Origin of the sequence: Micromonospora endolithica, assembly GCF_003626595.1 — a bacterium.
GTDB classification, from domain to species: Bacteria; Actinomycetota; Actinomycetes; order Mycobacteriales; family Micromonosporaceae; genus Micromonospora; species Micromonospora endolithica.
This window is the reverse complement of record NZ_RBAK01000022.1, coordinates 17,884-35,778: the sequence shown is the minus strand read 5'-3', so window position 1 is coordinate 35,778 and position 17,895 is coordinate 17,884. Positions and strand designations below refer to the sequence as shown.

General features: G+C 67.9%; 19 protein-coding genes. 8 read left to right on the top strand and 11 right to left on the bottom strand.

Translation table 11 applies throughout. The features are described 5' to 3' along the window. Positions 1-52 precede the first annotated feature (52 nt). Positions 53-178: a hypothetical protein gene (locus D7223_RS34065; protein WP_272948780.1), complete on the top strand. Its 126-nt coding sequence runs from the start codon at positions 53-55 to the stop codon at positions 176-178. 485 nt (positions 179-663) lie between these two features. Here D7223_RS34065 and D7223_RS31425 read toward each other — a convergent pair whose 3' ends face one another. The 7 genes from D7223_RS31425 to D7223_RS31400 form a co-directional block, all read right to left on the bottom strand. After that, the gene (locus D7223_RS31425; protein ID WP_120733164.1) at positions 664-885 is read right to left on the bottom strand and encodes a hypothetical protein; all 222 of its coding nucleotides are present in this window, start codon (positions 883-885) and stop codon (positions 664-666) included. A gap of 173 nt (positions 886-1,058) precedes the next feature. After that, positions 1,059-1,964 (bottom strand): hypothetical protein, encoded by a 906-nt coding sequence (locus D7223_RS31420; protein ID WP_120733162.1) that lies wholly within the window; start codon positions 1,962-1,964, stop codon positions 1,059-1,061. A 295-nt stretch (positions 1,965-2,259) separates the two neighbouring features. After that, positions 2,260-2,733: a PIN domain-containing protein gene (locus D7223_RS34170; protein ID WP_337589468.1), complete on the bottom strand. Its 474-nt coding sequence runs from the start codon at positions 2,731-2,733 to the stop codon at positions 2,260-2,262. A 22-nt stretch (positions 2,734-2,755) separates the two neighbouring features. Then, positions 2,756-4,210 carry an alkaline phosphatase PhoX gene (locus D7223_RS31410; RefSeq protein ID WP_120733160.1) on the bottom strand — a complete coding sequence of 485 codons (1,455 nt, stop codon included), beginning with the start codon at positions 4,208-4,210 and terminating at the stop codon, positions 2,756-2,758. Between the two features lie 343 nt (positions 4,211-4,553). Further along, positions 4,554-4,694: a hypothetical protein gene (locus D7223_RS32915; protein ID WP_158610955.1), complete on the bottom strand. Its 141-nt coding sequence runs from the start codon at positions 4,692-4,694 to the stop codon at positions 4,554-4,556. 10 nt (positions 4,695-4,704) lie between these two features. Continuing rightward, positions 4,705-5,034, bottom strand: coding sequence for a low temperature requirement protein A (locus D7223_RS31405; protein ID WP_158610954.1), 330 nt, complete (start codon positions 5,032-5,034; stop codon positions 4,705-4,707). Between the two features lie 405 nt (positions 5,035-5,439). Continuing rightward, positions 5,440-6,648, bottom strand: coding sequence for a low temperature requirement protein A (locus tag D7223_RS31400; RefSeq protein WP_120733155.1), 1,209 nt, complete (start codon positions 6,646-6,648; stop codon positions 5,440-5,442). Between the two features lie 2,240 nt (positions 6,649-8,888). Here D7223_RS31400 and D7223_RS31390 point away from each other — a divergent pair. Both D7223_RS31390 and D7223_RS31385 read left to right on the top strand, forming a co-directional pair. Next, positions 8,889-9,554: a hypothetical protein gene (locus D7223_RS31390; protein ID WP_147252659.1), complete on the top strand. Its 666-nt coding sequence runs from the start codon at positions 8,889-8,891 to the stop codon at positions 9,552-9,554. After that, complete coding sequence (locus tag D7223_RS31385) at positions 9,551-10,078, top strand: hypothetical protein (RefSeq protein WP_120733149.1); 528 nt, start codon at positions 9,551-9,553, stop codon at positions 10,076-10,078. Before D7223_RS31390 ends, D7223_RS31385 begins: the two co-directional genes overlap by 4 nt. A gap of 404 nt (positions 10,079-10,482) precedes the next feature. Here D7223_RS31385 and D7223_RS33815 read toward each other — a convergent pair whose 3' ends face one another. Next, the gene (locus D7223_RS33815) at positions 10,483-11,046 is read right to left on the bottom strand and encodes a hypothetical protein (protein ID WP_238162308.1); all 564 of its coding nucleotides are present in this window, start codon (positions 11,044-11,046) and stop codon (positions 10,483-10,485) included. 560 nt (positions 11,047-11,606) lie between these two features. Here D7223_RS33815 and D7223_RS31375 point away from each other — a divergent pair. The 4 genes from D7223_RS31375 (at position 11,607) to D7223_RS31360 (ending at position 14,013) form a co-directional block, all read left to right on the top strand. Beyond that, positions 11,607-12,038, top strand: coding sequence for a DUF6153 family protein (locus D7223_RS31375; protein ID WP_147252660.1), 432 nt, complete (start codon positions 11,607-11,609; stop codon positions 12,036-12,038). A gap of 88 nt (positions 12,039-12,126) precedes the next feature. Then, the gene (locus D7223_RS31370) at positions 12,127-12,786 is read left to right on the top strand and encodes a DUF305 domain-containing protein (RefSeq protein ID WP_120733146.1); all 660 of its coding nucleotides are present in this window, start codon (positions 12,127-12,129) and stop codon (positions 12,784-12,786) included. A 133-nt stretch (positions 12,787-12,919) separates the two neighbouring features. Further along, entirely contained in the window at positions 12,920-13,294 is a 375-nt protein-coding gene (locus D7223_RS31365) for an ArsR/SmtB family transcription factor (protein ID WP_186832309.1), read from the top strand. Next, complete coding sequence (locus D7223_RS31360) at positions 13,291-14,013, top strand: cation efflux transmembrane domain-containing protein (protein ID WP_120733144.1); 723 nt, start codon at positions 13,291-13,293, stop codon at positions 14,011-14,013. The genes D7223_RS31365 and D7223_RS31360 overlap by 4 nt, the downstream gene beginning before the upstream one ends. Positions 14,014-14,700: 687 nt before the next feature. Here the strand turns inward: D7223_RS31360 and D7223_RS31355 are convergent. Then, positions 14,701-15,327 carry a TetR/AcrR family transcriptional regulator gene (locus D7223_RS31355; protein ID WP_120733142.1) on the bottom strand — a complete coding sequence of 209 codons (627 nt, stop codon included), beginning with the start codon at positions 15,325-15,327 and terminating at the stop codon, positions 14,701-14,703. Positions 15,328-15,425: 98 nt separating this feature from the next. On the opposite strand from D7223_RS31355, the gene D7223_RS31350 reads away from it, so the two are divergent. Beyond that, positions 15,426-15,911: a GNAT family N-acetyltransferase gene (locus D7223_RS31350; RefSeq protein ID WP_120733140.1), complete on the top strand. Its 486-nt coding sequence runs from the start codon at positions 15,426-15,428 to the stop codon at positions 15,909-15,911. On the opposite strand, the gene D7223_RS34390 is transcribed toward D7223_RS31350, so the two are convergent. Beyond that, entirely contained in the window at positions 15,889-16,275 is a 387-nt protein-coding gene (locus D7223_RS34390; RefSeq protein WP_420330360.1) for a transposase, read from the bottom strand. The genes D7223_RS31350 and D7223_RS34390 overlap by 23 nt on opposite strands. After that, positions 16,265-17,803, bottom strand: coding sequence for an MFS transporter (locus D7223_RS31340; RefSeq protein ID WP_120733138.1), 1,539 nt, complete (start codon positions 17,801-17,803; stop codon positions 16,265-16,267). Before D7223_RS31340 ends, D7223_RS34390 begins: the two co-directional genes overlap by 11 nt. Positions 17,804-17,895 lie beyond the last annotated feature (92 nt).

Genomic DNA, 17,895 nt, shown 5'->3' with positions numbered 1-17,895 from the left:
GGGCACGCTCTGGAGCGCCCTCGCCGGACGGGCAGGCGAATATCCTGACTGGTTGGACGACGCGGTGCTGGCCACCGGCGAGCCGGTAGTCAACGCTGTCCGGCGCGACGACGGCCGCCTGCGTAAAGACAGCTCTCAGCTTGGTGCCGATTTCAACTGCGATCAGGCTCACGCCTAACAGCGCAATGATTCGCACGCTGGGGGGCCAAAGCAGCATGACTACCGCCGCCGTCGTTGTCGAAACCACCGCAAGCGTCCTAGCCCGCCATTTACACCGAATGGCTTGGCCGCGGCGGAAACGACGAGCCTCATTCATTGTCGACATCTGGTGGCATTCCTGACGCTGGTGCCGGGCCGTCCGTGTGTCGGAGCAGCGGGCGGGCCGCCGAATGAATCGAACGAGACCGGTCGATGCTGGAGATTGCATGCCGTAGGTGTTCAGCATGCGGCGGTCTCCAGCCTATCGCGGCGTGCGGGTCGCAAGGCTTGCGGCGCGGCAACGTACCAACCCGACGCGCGGGCGCCCGGCTTACCTAGAGCTGAGCACCGCCGAGGGCTGCCGAGCTGACAACCCTCTTGCTTCGGGCGCGAGCAGCGCCGGAAGGTGACGTCAATGCCAACTAGCCGCGCTGGTCCTACAAGGGCGTGATGCGGCGCGGTCACCTACCCGCTCTGCGCATCGTCGGCGGCCGTGGCGGTTCGGACAGCCGCGCGGAAGGCGCCTACGGCGACTTCTTCCCGTTCGGCATTGAGCGGCGCCTCCTTCGTCACGGCATCGATCAACGCCGCGATCCCTGGCGCTTCGGCCGCGTATCTGTTCGGCTCGCGATCAAGAATCGCATCGAGGCTTTTGGCGTCCACCAGCGCGCGACGATGCTCGCTCATCTCATCAAGGAAGCGTTGGCCGCCGCAGCCGCGTTACGCCGTGGTCGCGGGACTCCTGAATCGAAAGACGCGACAGCCTCAAGGTCCGGGATGATCCGGAGCCTGGCCCGACAGGGGTCTCCGGCGTGATCGCCGGAAACCCCTGTCAGTTTCACAAGTTGCAGCTGCGTTGGTCAGGCGTCGAGTGTTGGGCTGTTGCGGCGGGTGATCAGCATGCCGGCGCCACCGGCGGTCACCATCACGGCGCCGATGCCGAGCAGCCACCACAGCGTGGTCGTGTCGTCGCCGGTCACCGGGAGGATGGGGTCAGGGCTGGTGGTGGGCGGCTGGGTCGGTTGGGTCGGTTGGGTCGGGGGCGCGGTCGGCTGAGTGGGCGCCGGCGTCGGTTGAGTGGGCGTCACGGTCGGCGTGGGGGTGGGTGAGGGGCCGAGCGGGCGTTCGCAGCGCGCTTCGGCGAGGATGACGGTGCCGACCGGGATGTCCAGCAGCGGCCCGCCGACCACAGTGCCGGTCAGCCGTAGGGTCGCTTGCACGGCGATGGCGATCGCACCGTCGTCGGTGACGGTCTCGACGTTGGTCAGGGTCGCGTTCAAGGCCGCTCCGGTCAGTCCCACGACCGTGACCGCAGCGCTGGCGGTGACGCCGGGGGTGTTGGGCAGCAGTTCGATCGGCTCGCCGAACAGTTCCAGCCCGGTGAAGGTGGTGTCCGCGGTCTGCGCGCCGGTCTGCGGGCAGGCGACCGCCGCGGAGATGACCTCGGCGTCGATGACCGGGGTGCCGAGGACGGCCAGGGCTAGATCGGCGATCTCGGCATTCGCCGACGAGGCGGTCTCACCCCGGGTGGCGCTGACCTCGACCACCGTGCCGGCAGCGGTCACCCCCAAAGCGCCGGGAATGGTGATCGCCAGGGCGGTGTCGGTGTCCGTGCCGCCGCCGGGCGGTGCGGTGGCGCTGCCGATGACCGCGTCGGCGGTGATGATCGGAACGCCGGCCACGGCTGCGGACAGGTCGACCACGACACCGCGGGCACTCGCGTCGCCGGGCGCCGCGAACGCCGGAGGCGCGCTGGACAGCGCCACAGCGCTGACGGCGATCGCAATCGCGCCGGTGGCAGAGATTCGCCGGATTCTTCTCACGTTCTCGCCCCTGATCGTTTCAGTTCCCTCTCGACGGTCGAGAAGGCAAAACGACCATATCGACATAAAAGCCTTGATGGGCGAGAACGCTCTACGCGAATCTCCGTAGCCGTCTACCAGCGACGTATAGACGCGAGCGGGTTGGTGGCACGGGGAGCGCTGTGTCGGTATGTCGGTGTGTCCCGTCCCAGGTCTGATGGAGACATCGATATCCGGAAGATGAGGTAATCCTCGATGCTCAGCCTGGCAGGGTTCCGATCGGCTGGCCAGTGAGTGCGGCGATGAGGTCGAAGTCTTTGTCGACGGCCAGGACGGTTAGTCCGGTCTTTTCGGCGGTCGCTGCGATCAGCAGGTCGTGGATTGACGGGGCGCGGTGCTGGCCGCGGTCGGCGAGCAGCATCTGCACTTCCAGCGCGCGGTCCTCGATTGCGGGTGTGAGGTGTTCGACCGGCATCAGTGACAGTGGCGGGGCAGCGAGTTGTAGGCGTCCCGCTTCTCCGGAGCGCTCCGAGTGACCGAGTTCGAGGCGCGTGATGGTGGAGAGCCGGACGAGCCTTCGGCTGATACGTGCGCTCCACCGGACATGCCTGCTGCGCGAGAGAGCGGCGACCGTGCGGACTGCGGGGGCGGCGTCGGCAACGTCCGGATGACCGCGACGGCACCCCCGTGCTGGCGTGGCCGGAGACGCGGGCTGCCTCCATCCCCAGACCAGCCGGGCCCGACCAGCCTCAGCGTCAGCGTAGGTATTCCTTCCACGGGCCGGTGATGGCCAGGGTGAGGCCGGGGTCCTGCATGTTGACGAAGAGCACCTTGCCGTCGTCGGTGAAGGTCGGGCCGCAGAACTCCGAGTCGTTGAGCTGGTTGCGGGCGATGGCGAATGCCGGGCCACCGGGGAAGGCTCCGAGCACGTGGGAGGCGCCGGCGCCGTCCTCAGCGAGCACGAGGCTTCCCCACGGGGTCACGGTCACGTTGTCCGGTCCGTCGAACGTCAGGTCGGGGAACCTGGCCGGCGAGCCCTCCTCCGCTGTGCTCTGGTGAGGGAAGTAGGTCACCAACTGGATGGTCTGGGTTCGGTAGTGGTAGAACCAGACCATGCCGTCGTGCGGGGCTGCGTCCGCCGGGAGTTCACCGTCCTCCCACGCGTAGGAGTTGACGACGTACACGCCCTCGTCGGTGCCCCACACGCCCTCGAACTTGCGTCCGCGAGTGACCTGGGCGTCGGTGAACTGCTCGCGCACGGGTGTGGTCCTCGCGTCGCGCTCGGGAACCTCGATCCACCGTACGGGGAAGGACCGGCCCAGTTGGGCGGAGGTCAGGTAGGCGACGTCCGGGAGCACCGAGCCGTCATTCATGATGATCTGCATCGCGGCGAGGACACCGGCGTTCGGGGCGAGGCGGGTGAGCACACCGGGACCCAGCTTGACGCCGCGCGGCGCGGTCCAACGGTAGAAGAGCCCGTTGGGTTCGTCAGCGTCCTCCGAGAGGTAGATGTGGGTGCGGTCCTTGTCGATCGCCAGTGCCTCGTGGGCGTAGCGACCCAGGCACTTGATCGGCCGGGGATCGGCGGTGCCGTCGGCCCAGACCTCGAAGACGTACCCGTGGTCCTTCTGGAAGACACCGGTCCGGTCGCCCTCCTCCCACTGGTCTCCGGCCCGATCCTCGGTCTCCTCGCAGGTCAGCCACGTTCCCCACGGGGTCGGCCCGCCGGCGCAGTTGGAGACGGTGCCGGAGATGGCGACGAACTCGCCGAGGTTGCGGCCGGCGCGGTCGGTCGTGATCACCGTGCAGCCACCGGCGTCGACGGCGCCCGGATCGTAGACGGTGCCCTTGACGTGCGGTACGCCGAACTCGGCACCCGGGTCGATCTCGTGGTTCTGGATCAGGGTGTAGCGGCCACGGCCGGCGTTGTAGACGGCCATGCCGTCGTGGTCGGACGGGGTCAGACCCTGACCCCGGTCCAGCCGGGTGACGCCGGTTCTGGTGACGATGGCGTAGCTGAAGCCCGCGGGGAGGGCCAGGATGCCGTCGGGGTCGTCGACGAGCGGCGGGAAGGGCACGCGGCCGGACCCGCCGGGGCGGTGCGGCCGACCCGGATCGGCCTGGGCCAGAGACGGGACGGCGCCGGCCACGGCGAGGCCGACACCGGCGGCGGTGCCCCCGGCCAGGAAGGTACGACGAGAGGTAGGCACGTGATCTCACTCCACTTCCGGAACGTGGGTAGGACGCTCGACAGCCAACTCCCGCAGGCCGACACCGGCGCGCTGTTGAGGTGATGGATCGGCGACATCGGTGTGAAGAATCGGGGCTACCCACACATCGCGTCGATGACATCGACGGAATCGAAGCCCATGCTGTCCGGCCCAGGTGTCACCGCGACGGCACCGGCTGGGCGGCAGCCCGCTCGTGACCGCGACGTACCTCGAATGCGGTGACGGCCAGGCAGGCCGAGGCCAGTAGGCCCAGCTGGCGGGAGAACCGTGGGCTGTGGTGGGTCGCGGGGTGACGCCGCTCAACCCCGCGGCGCGTACATGATCACGGCGACAGCACGCCGCCGAAGAGCGCGGCGTGTGTCAGCGGGTACAGCGGCGACCCGAACTCGAAGACGCCCCGGCTCCCCAGCACCGACATAGTCTTACGCAGGCCAAGTGACACCAGCACGATCCCGGCCACCATCGGCAGGTGGTCACGTGTAGGCGTCGCGGGCCAGCATGGTCCGGGTACGGGCGGCGGCGGCCAGCGCCCGTTCCCCCTCGCTGCTGTCCCAGCCGAAGTACGCCCACCACAGTGCCGCCAGAAGGGCGGTGCCGAGGAAGCCCGCCACCACAATCCGGATCGCGATGGGCGTGTGCACCACCGCGCTACCCATCGAGATCACTGCCTCACCGAGTCCGAGGATGATGACGAGGCTGTACCTGTCGGCCCAGTGCTCGGCCGAGCGTACGGCGAGGTGGCGCAGGCCGAGCCGGGTGTTGCCGAGGACGTCGATCGCGATGGCGAGCAGCCACAGTGCCACCCGGGCCGGCGGAAGCTGTCGGACGTCGCCGTCCGGCAGCAGCAGCGCCGTGGACGGTGAGTGGTGGGTCGTCGTGGAGTGCCCCGCAGACGCAGGGGGTCCATTCGGACCGTTTCGTCACGCCGATCACCATCTCCGGCCGGCAGTGAAGGGTGGACGACCCGTCGGGAGCGTCCCGGCCGCGCCGGGCCCGGACGGGTCGCTTGAGAGAGACATGGCCGCCGTCGTGGCCGACCTTCCCGACCTCGGCTCGCGCAGCACCGGGATGTTGTGCTGGTTCAGGTCACGGTGCGGCCGCCGGCCGCATCGTGACCCTTCGTGCGGGTCGTAGCCGGTTGTCGTCCGCTGCTTACAGTGTCATCGGCCCCAGGTCAACGGCCCCAACACGCCCGGGTGCTGCAGTCTTCAGGATCCGTAGCGGGTTGGGGGTGGGGACGGCTGTTCGGGTGGTCGTCCCTTGGCGCGCCATGCGTCGGCGGTAGCGATGCCAGCCAAAACCACAACAGCCGTGCCGGCCGTGGCCAACGGCGGCGCGTGGATCATAACTGGGCAGGCGCCGGCGAGCACGAGCGCGCCGATCAGCCGGGAGCGGGACACCCGGTTGAAGACGGAGTGTTCGGCTAGGGATCGCCCGGCCAGGAATAGTATCGGTCCGCCGAGGATGACGAGTATCCAGGCGGGGTCGGCGTGCCCGGACGGGTGCTTGATCACGAGTTCGTAGCCGACGGCGATGACGACGATGCCGGTCGTCATGAGTATGTGCGCGAGGAAAGCCTCGCGGATGAGGCGAGAGGGTTCGGGTGCGGCGGTGATGGCCTCGGGGAGAAGCTCACCGGCCCGGAAGAGGTAAACCCGGAACAGCAGCACAGTGGTGGTGAACGAGACGGTGAAGGCTACTGCGGCTCCGCCTTCACGGAAGGACGTGTCGCTGTAGGCGGAGCCTGTGGTGAGGATCAGCTCGCCGAGGGCGATGATGAAAAACATCCGGTACCGCTCGGACATGTACTCAGCCACGACGGGCCACTGACGTGGAGCGGGCAAAGTCCAGGGCGCTGGGTAGAAAAGTAGCAGTCCCGCAAAGTCGATGGTGATCGCCAGCGTCCACAGCAGGCCACGCGCCGGTTCCGGCAGGATCGCTCCGGCGATCCACGGCACGGCGGTGATCCCGAACCACAGGAGCACCCCCGCCGCTCGGCGTTGAGCCTCGTGGCCGCGCAGTGCAGGTACGATGACGAGACCCCGCACGAGGTGAATGGCGACGTACGCGCCGGCGAAGACTAGGCTGCCGTCGCCGAACGCCTGCGGCACCGCGACCGCCATCATCAAGGCGCCGAGCATGGCCACGTACACCAGGAACTGGATCTGCGGGTTGTGGGGGTCGTAGATGTCGGTTACCCACGCTGTGACGAACCAGAGCACCAGAAAGGCCAGCAGCAACAGCAGCGTCTCTCCGGCCTCGGCGATGACCATTCGCCGCTCGCTCAGGTCCTCGAACAGCCGATGTGAGACCCGGTTGAGGGCGAAGATGAACACCAGGTCGAAGAAGAGCTCCAGCAGGCTTGCCCGCTGCGGTTGCCTCGATTTTCGCAGCAGGGCCGTTGCCCTTGTCGACATGGGCGCCCGTTTCTGCCGGCTTCGTCTATCTTCTCAGTATTGGTATCACGGTTGGCGGCTCCTCGAGTCGATACCGCACGAGTGCCGGCGAAGCACCCTCTTCAGGGGCCTCGAAGCGCGGTCTCTGGACAGCCCCGAGGTCGGCGAGCGGGAGGTCGCCTAGAGGTTGCGGGCTCACGCCCGCAACCTGCGCATCCTGTGCGCCGGCATAGTGGTTGAGGGGAAGGGACTGTCCGGCAAGCAGTCGATGGGTCCGCCGCCGAGCAGATGGGGCTGCCCCCGCTTGGGTCGCCTTGCCCAGACCAGCCATGTCCACCTTTCAAAGACACTCAGCCAAAGTGAGAGGAGACCGCATATCGCCAAAAGGGGCGAGAAGCGAATTGACCGCGAGCTGACCGCAGCACCCGACTCGGACGCAAACGTCGGATCGACATACAGGTCAACAGTGCGATGCGCTCGTTGGGACGCCGCAGCGACGCGAGCACGCCTGCAAATTGCCGTCTGAGCTGCGCGGCCCAGACTGCGTAGGCGATCACTCGCCCAGCTCCCGCGGCGGTTTGCCTGGCGCTCCCCACGGGTGATGGGACAGGGGGCGGCGGGTGGCTGCGACCCGCCGGCCCCCTGTGGGATCTCACCCGGTACCTTGCGTCCCCCATCCCCGTGCTCACAAACCTGGCGGCCGGTGCAACGCGCCGGTGTCCGCGCCTCTACCGGGAAGCTGCCCGACAGGGGCACGACCGTGTTCCAGTGCTGCGCGCCGTGCACTCACGCCGGCCCGCTGGCGTTGTCTCAATCCTTCAGCGCTGGCGGGATGGTGGCGCGTTCGCTGACCAGAGCCCGCGCCACCGCGACGATCTGGTGACACGACCACCGTCGATCAGGGGCGTCTTGTCGCCGATCGTCCCGATCAGCCTCGGATCCACCGTCTGTGGAAGGCACGATTGGCGGCGCGGCCTGTCCGCTACGTGTCACCGGGATGGCCGTACAGCGGCGCATGTACCACCACCGGCCATGCAATGTTGCTATTGCACCTTCGACGACAGCCGCTGCGAGAAGCACCGCGTAGCGGGCCACGTCGCCACCTTTCACCCGGCCGATCCGGTCCGAGCCCACACCGTGCCACCTGATCACAACGGCGCCGGTAGCGTGATCGCCGATGAACAGCTTGCAGATACGTCGGGGACCCGGCGGCGAGCAACCAGCCGGGCCGCCCTGATTGCTGGTTCCGACTGAAACTGACTCTGGCGCACATTTCTGTGATTGATCTTCGCGTCGGATCATGGGGTGGCCAGGACGCGTTTGCGGAGAAGGTCGAGGCTCGGCCGGCCCTACATCTGTCGTTTGATCGTTTTGATGTGGTTGACGTGACCCTCGACCGGGCCTGAACTAGCGTTTTGGCTGATTCGGCGCGCGAACCTCAGCAAACTCCGGCCGGTCAGTCGCTGGCCCAGCGGTCGTCACGTGATCACCCGCTCGAGTGACTCGCGGCTAGGGAGCCGCAGATCGCGGCGCAACTAAATACCGTGATGTACGTCGGAGCGGCGGGCGTGTTCATGGGAGTGGCTTCTTCACGCCGCGCCCGCCACACCACCCGAAGGCTCGGAGTGGGCAGGCCCAGCCTCCTCGCCGTCCGTCCTTCGCTGGCTGCGGTGACGGGGCGACGGACTACTACGGAACCGTCACCCGCAGCTGCGGATGTCCGCCGTCCGCCCCGGTCAAGTCAGGGTGGGCATGCGGCGCACCGATGGTCGCGGCAGGCGGCACGTCATCGCGGTCCGGCGCGGCATGCCGACGCTGCGGTTGACTCTCATGTGGGCAGCGTTCCACAACGGTGCTGCCTCCACGCCCGGAGTCGAGGTGTTCGCCGTTGGCACAGCGACATACTTCCGGCCCGCCCGCCGGGCAATCCATCTCAGATGTCAACTATCGGTGCAGCGAATCCGACGACGGCTACGGGGTGGAGGCTCGCCGGTGGATCGATGCCCGCCAGAGTCGGGGACGCCGCTGCCGGCGCGATGATGATCGAACACCGGTGTCGCATCCACGACAGCGACCTACGACGGGCAGCTTGAATATAGATCAAGATGCCCCTGAGCTGGGCTTTCGTCGAATCGATGCGGCTATAGTCGAGATAATGCTCAGCGTGGTGCTGCAACTGGTCGGTCTTGACCGGAGCCGCCATCGCACGCCGGTCCCGGCAGCCTCCGACCTGGAGGTTCGTTCTGGATTCGAGGTGTGTAATGACCCGCGTTCCACGTCAGCGGCGTCGGTCGCTGTTTCTGCCGACTGTTGTCCTCGTGGTGATCCGCTCGATGTCGGCCATGCGACGGGAGACGCCACCGCCGTCGACTCAGCCACCGAGAGATCCGCCCGATGGCGCGAAACTCGACGCGGCAGGCGAGACACCCACTAGATCACTGGTTCACGTCCTCGACGTGCTCGAAACCTATGTCGGGCGTGTCGATGCGCAAGCCCAGCGCTCCGAGCGGAACAGGCTGAACCTCCTGCATCTGCACGCCGCCGCGGCCTGTTACATTGCTCCCGGTTTCGCTCTGATCGGTCAGGCGCAGCAGCAGAGCGCCACCTTTGTGCTGCTGCGGGAGATCCCCGGCGCCCCGATTAGCCTGGGGGCCCTGTTCGGGCTTGGTGGAGTCGCCTTGGCCTGGGGCACCGTGCGTAGCAGGAGTCGCTGGGCAGAGGCGGGACTGCTGCTCATGCTGTTCTGGTACCTGCTCGTCGCCGTGTCCTTCGGTGGGGCGGTCGTCGTCTGGCTCGTGCAGGACCGGCAGGGGGCGGCTCCGGCGATTTACGCCCACGGGGTGTACCTACACCTTGCCATCGTCATGGCCGTCCACCTGGCGACCCTACGGCGCATTGATCGCTCCGGATCAGGAGTGGACTCGTGAACTGGTCGCAGTGGCTTCCGTCGATCATCCTCGCGGTGATCGCGGCCGGTGGTGGGATCGTCGGCACGGTGTGGGTGAAGCGGCTGAACCGCTCTGTCGACCGGGCATTGGCGCGCAAGTCAACATCGGAGTCCAAGAAGGCCGAGGCGGAGACCGTGTCACTTGAGGTTGCGACTGCTCGCAACCTGATCGAGGAGATCGAGAAAATGATGGCCCGACAGCGACTCAGCTATGAGTCCCGGATGGGCGAGTTGTCGGCCCGTCATGACCGCGATTTACATGAGGTGAACGATCGGATCCGGCTTCTGGAGCGCCGCGAGCGGGAGCTCCGGGATGCATGGAACATGCACGCTCCCTGGGACGCGCTGACGGTGGTGAGGGTTCGAGAGTCCGACCCCACCTGGCCGGATCCGCCACCCATCCGGCTCTCCACCGGCGAGCCCTTCAACGGCTTGCCACGACAAGCGACCGGGGAGGATGTTGCACCCTTCGAGTCGGAGCCGCGGGATGCGCCGTCCGTTTAGCTGGGCAACACGCGTCGGCGCAGGGTAGTGACAGACCCTGAGCCGTTGGGCCGGTCATTGGGTTGATCCTGCCTACGTTTCTGGTGAGGTTGTGGCTCCGGGGATCTGATCGTCGAAACTTGGCCGGGAGCGGCAAGGGTCTGCCCGGGGTGGACAGCCAGCGACATGGGCGGCGGCGGGTGTCCAGTCGAGGAGGGGCGGCAAGCATTGCCTAGGCAGCTCTCCTCCCCGACGAGACGACGCCGCCACTGGCTGTTTCTGCCGGGGATGGTCAGCCACTGCCCTGGTAAGGGGGTCGACCCAAGGTGGCCCATCAAACTTCAGGGGTGCCGGTCGGGTGTTTCGTCGCACACCATCCTGGGGCCAGGCACGGTCGATGCGTGATCTTCATCCGCTCGCGTTGACTAGCCCCAGTAGTTGCGTGGGAGCCAACCGAGAAAGCGGTGTTGCAGTTCCTGTCGGTCGACATGTGGCAGGTCGAAGAGTGCGGCGCTGAGACAGGCGCCGAGGTAGATGCCGAGGGCAGCGCGTGCGCCGCCGAATTCCACCAGCAGTTGACTCTGCTTGGTGGCACACGGCCAGTGGTGGGCGCACCCGCTGCAGGTCCAGGTGGGGGGCATCGGCAGGTGGGCGCTGATCAGTGTCTCGGGTGTAGTGCGGTGGTTGCCTCTGCGCGGGTGGGTGTTGCCCATGTCGGGTAGGTGGCGGGTGGCGGCGGCGAAGGTGGCTCCGGCCCGTACCAGAGCTTCGGGACCGGGGTGCTGCGCGATCAACGCGCTTAGTACATGGTGGGCGAGAACATCGAGTCCGGTGCGGTCGATATGTAGCGTCCGGCACAAGGACACCAGGACCAGTGGACCCGGCCAGGTGTCATCGGTAAGTACGCAGGTGATGATGTCGTTGAGCAGCGCGCCGACCACATGGGCGTTCTCGGTGAGTGCCGGAGGTGCGTGAGGGTCGCGGCTCATGCTGGTGATTGCTTGACTCACCGTCCTGCGAATGATCCGTGTGGCATTATCCGTACTCACTGCGATTCCCCTCGTGCGCAATGTGAAGGTCGTGGCCGCAGGTGCAGGTAACGGAGAGTGATGTCGCGGATGCCAATTGTGTCCGATGTTCGGGGCTGCGTCCGAATCATAGAGAACGGGCGCGTTGTAGGGAATTGGCCGACATGGTTGGCACCTGATTGTCGAATCAGTTTGACCAGTCGGGCGATCGGCAGGGGCTCCTCCCGGGGGCAGCCAGGCGACTCTCGAGTCACCTTCGTTGCCAGCCGGAATGGCAGTGTCAAATCATCGCTCTCCCGGTGGACTACGAACCCGCCTGCCGGGAGACGCCGCGATGACTGCGTTGGCCGGTGCCGCTGGAGCAGGCGCTGTTTGGGGCGTCACTACCTGCAGGAATGCCGTCCTTTCGGAGGATCGGTGGTGAGCTGCTTCTCGGGCTACGGGTGGCGATGGTTGGCGATGGCGTGCTTTCATGGATCGGCGGGGCATGAGCCCGGCGGCGGGGCGGTAGCGTGGAGCACGTGACACGGCCAGCAGCGCGGATCACGCATCTGGGGCGGTTCGTGCTGCTGGCCTGCACCCTTATCGGCGTGGCCGCCATGCACACCCTCGGCCACGACCCTTCCTCGATGCGGCCCGACGGCGCGCACACCGGTCACGCCACCGCCGTACTGGCGGTACCCGCCGCTTACGATGGATATGCTGGCGACGACTGCCGTCACGACGCGGTCGAGCCGGCCGGCCACGGCGGCGGGCACCTGCCCGGATGGCAGGTCTGCCTGGCCATCGTCACCGCCGTCGCTTTCGCGGTGGCCCTCGGCGTCCTCCTGATCGCCCGCACGAGCCTCGTTCGCCCGGGTCCGCGTCCGGGTCACCGTGCGCCGAGCTGCCGGGCGCCGCCGCAACCCCGGATCGGCCTGCACCTGGCCGCAGTGTCGGTGCTGCGCGTATAGGAACCGCGTCCTCCGGCGTGCAGATGCCCCGCCGGACACGCCTCTTCCTGTTCCGCAGTCTCAGCCGACACGAAAGGCACCTTCCGCGATGACTCGCACCTACCTACGCCGGGCCGTTCTGGCCGCGGCCGGCTTCACCGCCGCCGTCACTCTCGCCGGCTGCGGCGCCGGCGAGCACAACACGGCCGGCGGACACAGCGCCACGACGGCCAGCCCCAGCGTGACCAGCCGCCAGAGCAGCCCTGGCGCGGGCAACTCGGCCGACGTCATGTTCGCGCAGATGATGATCCCGCACCACCAGCAGGCCGTGCAGATGGCCGACTTGGCCGCCACCCGCGCCACCGATCCGCAGGTCAAACAACTCGCCGCTCAGATCAAGGCCGCCCAGGGCCCGGAGATCGCGACCATGACCCGCTGGCTGGCCGCGTGGGGCACCTCGACGCCGAGCGTCGGCGCCACCGGTGGGATGCACCACGGCGCGAGCCCCAACTCGACGCCCGGCATGGACCACGACATGCCCGGCATGATGAGCCACGCCGATATGGCCACGCTCGCCGCCGCCACCGGCACCGACTTCGACAAGCAGTTCCTCACCATGATGATCGCCCACCACCAGGGCGCCATCACCATGGCCAAGGACGAGACCAAGAACGGCGCCAACACCGACGCTAAAGCCCTCGCCCAGCAGATCGTCGACGATCAGCAGGCCGAGATTGACACCATGAACAGGATCCTCGACCGGCTCTGACGCACCCGCTGCCCGGGCGTCGCTAGGCGCCCGGGCAGCGGTGTCGCATCTGGCCCGCGAACTTCATGCGTCCATGGTGGCGCACGTCCAGGATATCACCAGGACCATCGCCCCTATCGCATATCATCGCGGCATGGGAATGGTAGGCGGCGAGTGCGTGCCGGGAGCAGCGGCAGTAGGGATGGGCCCGGCGGTGGCGCTGTTCCGATCCCTGGCCGACGAGACGCGGCTGCGGATCGTGGCGCGGCTGGCCGCTGGTGAGGCGCGGGTCGTGGACCTGACCGGCGAGCTCGGCTTGGCCCAATCCACCGTGTCGAAGCACCTCGCTTGTCTACGCAACTGCGGCCTGGTCGACTACCGCGCCGACGGCCGGCAGTCGTTCTACGCTCTCACCCGCCCGGAGTTGATGGATCTGCTGCACGCCGCCGAAGGCGTCCTCGCGGCGACCGGCGCTGCCGTGGCGCTCTGCCCCGCCTACGGCATCGACACCTCGGCGGCGACCCGGTGAGCGCACCGACCCGCAACACACCGGGCACGGCGCGGCGCGCGCTGCTCAACCGGCGCAGCCTGCAGTTGGCCTACGCCACTGCCGGCTACAACCTGCTCGAAGGCGCCGTCGCCGTCTCCGCCGGCGCCGCGGCGTCCTCCACGGCGCTGCTCGGCTTCGGCCTCGACTCCTTCGTCGAGGTCTCCAGCGCCCTGGTCATCATCTGGCAGTTCCGCTCCCGCGTGCCCGAGCATCGCGAACGCCTGGCACTGCGACTCATCGCCGTGTCGTTCTTCGCCCTGGCCGCCTGGGTCACCGTCGACGCCACCCGCAGCCTGCTCGGCGGCGAGCGGGCCGAGACATCGCCGATCGGTATCGGTATCGCCGCCGCCTCCGTCATCGTCATGCCGCTGCTGGTCTGGGCCAAACGACGCACCGGCCGTGAACTCGGCTCGGCGACCGTCATCGCCGACTCCGTGCAGACGATGCTCTGCACCTACCTGTCCGCAATTGTGTTCGTAGGACTGCTGACTAACGCCGCCCTCGACTGGTGGTGGGCCGACCCCATCGCGGCACTGGTCATCGCCGCCGTCGCCCTGCGCGAAGGCGCCGAAGCCTGGCGCGGCGAGCACTGCGACGACTGCGCCCTGCCGGCACCCGATATCGCCTCCGCGGGCTACGGCTGCACGGCAGGCTGCACCGACGCCTGCTGCACCAACCACGACCGCGGCTGCCGGTAGCCGCAGCGGTCACAACCGGCAGCACGCCAGGTCCAGGAGGTACGCCGTCCAGCTAACCCGACAAGGCAAGATCGACCGTACTTCGTTTGTCAGACAGGTCTGCGGGCCCGACCGGTGCGCCGCTTCGAAGCCCGCACTCCGGCATATGTCGTCGCCCGGGACCGTCGCCATCGAACTCGACATCGACGTGTGGCCGATGTCTCGGCAGGCAAGGCAGGGTCCGGCGACGCGGCCCGAAGCACGCTGGAGGTGCTCGAGGAGCCTGAGCCCAACATGGGCTGCCGCAGCGTTCACGACTCCCGACTGCCACTGACGCCTCCGCCAACCGGTAGTGCTGCGACTGCTTCCGCTCGTCGGATCAGCTGCAAGCGGAACACTGGTCACCGACGAGTCTTCGGACCGGCTGGGCCGCCTTGCGGCGACGGGACAGGCGCGTGGATGGCAACCTGCAAGCTGCGGGCCGCTGCACCGACCACCCGAGCGGAGCCGGCTCAGCCACTCCTCTTGGGCCTTCCCGGCGGTGGCCTTGGACGGTAAGCCGCCGTGGCGCTGCCGCCCCGCGCGTGCCGAACCGCCGAACCTGTCAGCGGCGAAGCAGTCGAAGTACCCGTTGCCGTGCCTGCGCTTGCGGCAGGCGCGGGCGTGGGGGCGCACGCCACACCGGCCAGAGCTGTTCGTGCGGCAGGCTTAGGCCGCTCCCGCCGGCGGTGTGCTGGTTGGCGGTGGTGGGGGGAGTAGGCAGGAGGCGATGGTGGTGAGGGCTTGGCGTAGCACGGTGACGTCGTTGGTAGCGGCGGCAAGTAGCACGCCGCCCTGGTAGGCCGCCAGCAGGGTGGTGGCCGCGTCGTCCGGGGTGATGCTCGGGGCCAGTTCGCCGCGTTCGCCGACTCGGCGCAAGCCGGATGACAGGGCGGCACGCCATCGCGCGAGACCAGCCGTGAGCGCTGTGCGGGCGAGAGGGTCGTCCTCGCCGAGTTCGTAGACCAGCGATCCGATCGGACACCGCACCGGGTCATCAGCGGTGTACTGCTCGGCGGCCAGGGCACACCACTGCCGTACGTCTGCCGCGTTGCCGATGCTGCCCAGCAACGGCTGCTGGGCAGCCAGTACCCGATCGACCTGCTGGCCGACGACCGCCGCCACCAGATCGGCCTTGTCGGCGAAGTACAGGTAGAGCTGACCTCGCCCGGTCGCCGACGCTTTCCCCACCTGGTTGAGCGTTGTCGCACGGATGCCCTGACGGGCGAACAGCACGCACGCCGCGTCCAATACCCGCTGCACGGTCGCTTTGCCCTTGGTGGTCGTGGGTTCCATACGCACAACGGAATCCTAACGAACGGTTTGTACCGGGTGGTACATTCTCGCGGGGATGCGGCCCCGTACACGCCGCCGGCCAGCCATGGAGGCGCCCGATGATTAGAACCATCACTGCTCAGGACGCCCCGACGATCGTCGACCTGGCCGTCGCCGCCGACCTGTTCCCAGCCGAGGAATCCGGCATCGTCGCGCAGATGATGACCGATTACTTCACCGCCGCAGCCGCCGACGGCCACGCGTGCCTCGTCGACGAGCACGACGGCCGGCTGGTGGGCGTCGCCTATTACGAACCGCTGCCGGCGACCGACCGCACCTGGGAACTGACCATGATCGGCGTCGACCGCGATCACCACCGCCAGGGCCGCGGCACCCGGCTGCTGCACGCCGTGGAGAACGATCTGCGCACCCGCCACCAACGACTCTTGCTCATCCAGACCTCCGCGCTGCCCGCCTTCGACCGCGCCAGGGCCTTCTACCGCACCTGCGGCTACGACGAGGAAGCCCGCGTGCGCGACTACTACGAGACCGGTGACGATATGATTATGTTCCGTAAGGCCCTCACCCCACCGGTAACCCGCTGACCGGGACGTCACGGGCAGGTCCTGCATCTGGTGAACGGACAGCCTCTGAGCAGTTGCAGGTATCGGCCAATGTCGATGTATAGACCGTCGCGCGCCAGTTGGCCGCCGCCGCGCCTCCACGTGCGATGGTCCGGCCGTGGTGGTCACGAACGATGCCGGTGAGCTGGTATTTCAGCTCGGTGCAGATGCCTTCCTTGCTCCAGGTGACGAAGTAGCCGTAGACCGTCGGGTGGGGCAGGAAGTCGTGGGGCAGGTAGCGCCAGGCGATGCCGGTGCGGTTGACGTAGACGATGGCGTCGAACATCTTGCGCAGGTCGTGGGTAGGGGTGCGGCCCGCCGCTGGCGTGGGGCCGTCATCGCTCAGGATCGTCAGTGCTCCCGAAGCTGACGTTCTGGTCGCTGCCCTTGTCGGCGGAGATCAGTTTCCATGCGAGGAGGCCAGCGGCTGCCAGTAGCAGGGCTGCGATGAGCGATGTCGCCTGCATAGCGCTGACGAAGGCGTCGCGGGCTAGATCGAGAAGCGGCGTCGAGGGCACGGCTGTGGCGGAGGCGAGGGACTCTCGGGCGGCTTCGGCGGTGGGGTCCGGGACGTCTGCCGGCACGGTGAGGTGTGTGCGGTAGAGGGCCGTGTGCAGGGAGCCGAGGATGGCGATGCCGAGTGCTACCCCCAACTCGTAGGCGGTTTCGGAGACGGCGGAGGCGGCGCCGGCCTTGTTGGGTGGGACGGCGGAGATGACGGCGTCGGTGGTGAGGGTGAGAGCGGCGCCGACGCCGAGGCCGATGGCCACGAACGCCGTGGCGAGCCACGGGTAGGAACCGGTGCCTTCGGCGGCGGCGAGCAGGACCAGGCCGCCGGCGGCGATGACGAGTCCGATGCCGATCAGGGGGCCGTGGCCGATGCGGGCGGCGAGGGCGCCGATCACCACGGCGACGGCGAGGCTGGCCAGGGTGAGTGGTAGCTGCCGCACTCCGGCCTGCAACGGGCTGTAGCCCTGGACGAGTTGCAGGTACTGGGAGACGAAGAACAGCAGCCCGCTGAGGGCGAAGATCGACAGCAGGTTGGCGCTGACGGCGCCGGTGAAGGCGGGCCGGCGGAAGAGGGTCACGTCGATCAGCGGTGTGGTGAGCGCGCGTTGCCGGCGAACGAACATGATGATCGCCGCGATTCCTGCTGCGGCGGTGATGCCGGCGGTGGGGGTGACGCCGTGGCTGGCGAGTTCTTTGACCGCGTAGACCACGGGAACGATTCCCAGCACGGACAGCAGGGCGCTGAGCGGGTCGAAGCGGCCGGGGTGAGGGTCGCGGGATTCGGGAATCAGGGGGATGCCGAGGATGAGCAGGAGCGCCATGATCGGCAAGTTGATGACGAAGACCGAGCCCCACCAGAAGTGTTCGAGGAGAAACCCACCGACGAGTGGTCCGGCGGCGGCGCCAGCGGTGGCCATCGCGCCCCAGACCGCGACGGCGGTGGTGCGTTGGCGGGCGTCGGTGAACATGTTGCGGATGATGGACAGCGTGGAGGGCATGAGGGTCGCGCCGGCGACACCGAGCAGTACCCGGGCGGCGATGAGCCAGCCGGGCGACGGTGCGAACGCGGCGAGCAGGGAGGCGCCTGCGAAGCCCGTTGCGCCGATGAGGAGTAGCCGCTTGCGGCCGATGCGGTCGCCGAGGGTGCCCATCGTGACCAGAAGGCCGGCCAGGGCGAAGGAGTAGGCGTCGCCGATCCAGAGCAGCTGCGTTGCTGAGGGTTGCAGTTGTTGACTCAGGGCGGGAATGGCCAGCGACAGCACCGTGCCGTCGACGGCCAGCAGCAGCACCGCCAAGGCGAGGACGCACAGGGCGGCCCACTGTCTGCTGGTGGCCCGTGAAGGGCTCTGCTGCTGAACTGCCACGATTACTCCCGCTTTAGCCGACCGTCTGGACGGTTGTTAATCTACCGTCTGGACGGTACGTTAAGAGGTGTTCCGAGGCAAGGAGTGATGGA

What these genes read in the sequence shown, in the direction of transcription:
- D7223_RS31425 (WP_120733164.1), bottom strand. Translation starts at nt 885, where the DNA reads ATGAGCGAGCATCGTCGCGCGCTGGTGGACGCCAAAAGCCTCGATGCG.
- D7223_RS31350 (WP_120733140.1), top strand. Translation starts at nt 15,426, where the DNA reads ATGATTAGAACCATCACTGCTCAGGACGCCCCGACGATCGTCGACCTG.
- D7223_RS31370 (WP_120733146.1), top strand. Translation starts at nt 12,127, where the DNA reads ATGACTCGCACCTACCTACGCCGGGCCGTTCTGGCCGCGGCCGGCTTC.
- D7223_RS31390 (WP_147252659.1), top strand. Translation starts at nt 8,889, where the DNA reads ATGACCCGCGTTCCACGTCAGCGGCGTCGGTCGCTGTTTCTGCCGACT.
- D7223_RS33815 (WP_238162308.1), bottom strand. Translation starts at nt 11,046, where the DNA reads ATGAGCCGCGACCCTCACGCACCTCCGGCACTCACCGAGAACGCCCAT.
- D7223_RS32915 (WP_158610955.1), bottom strand. Translation starts at nt 4,694, where the DNA reads ATGGTGGCCGGGATCGTGCTGGTGTCACTTGGCCTGCGTAAGACTATG.
- D7223_RS31365 (WP_186832309.1), top strand. Translation starts at nt 12,920, where the DNA reads ATGGGAATGGTAGGCGGCGAGTGCGTGCCGGGAGCAGCGGCAGTAGGG.
- D7223_RS31400 (WP_120733155.1), bottom strand. Translation starts at nt 6,648, where the DNA reads ATGTCGACAAGGGCAACGGCCCTGCTGCGAAAATCGAGGCAACCGCAG.
- D7223_RS31355 (WP_120733142.1), bottom strand. Translation starts at nt 15,327, where the DNA reads ATGGAACCCACGACCACCAAGGGCAAAGCGACCGTGCAGCGGGTATTG.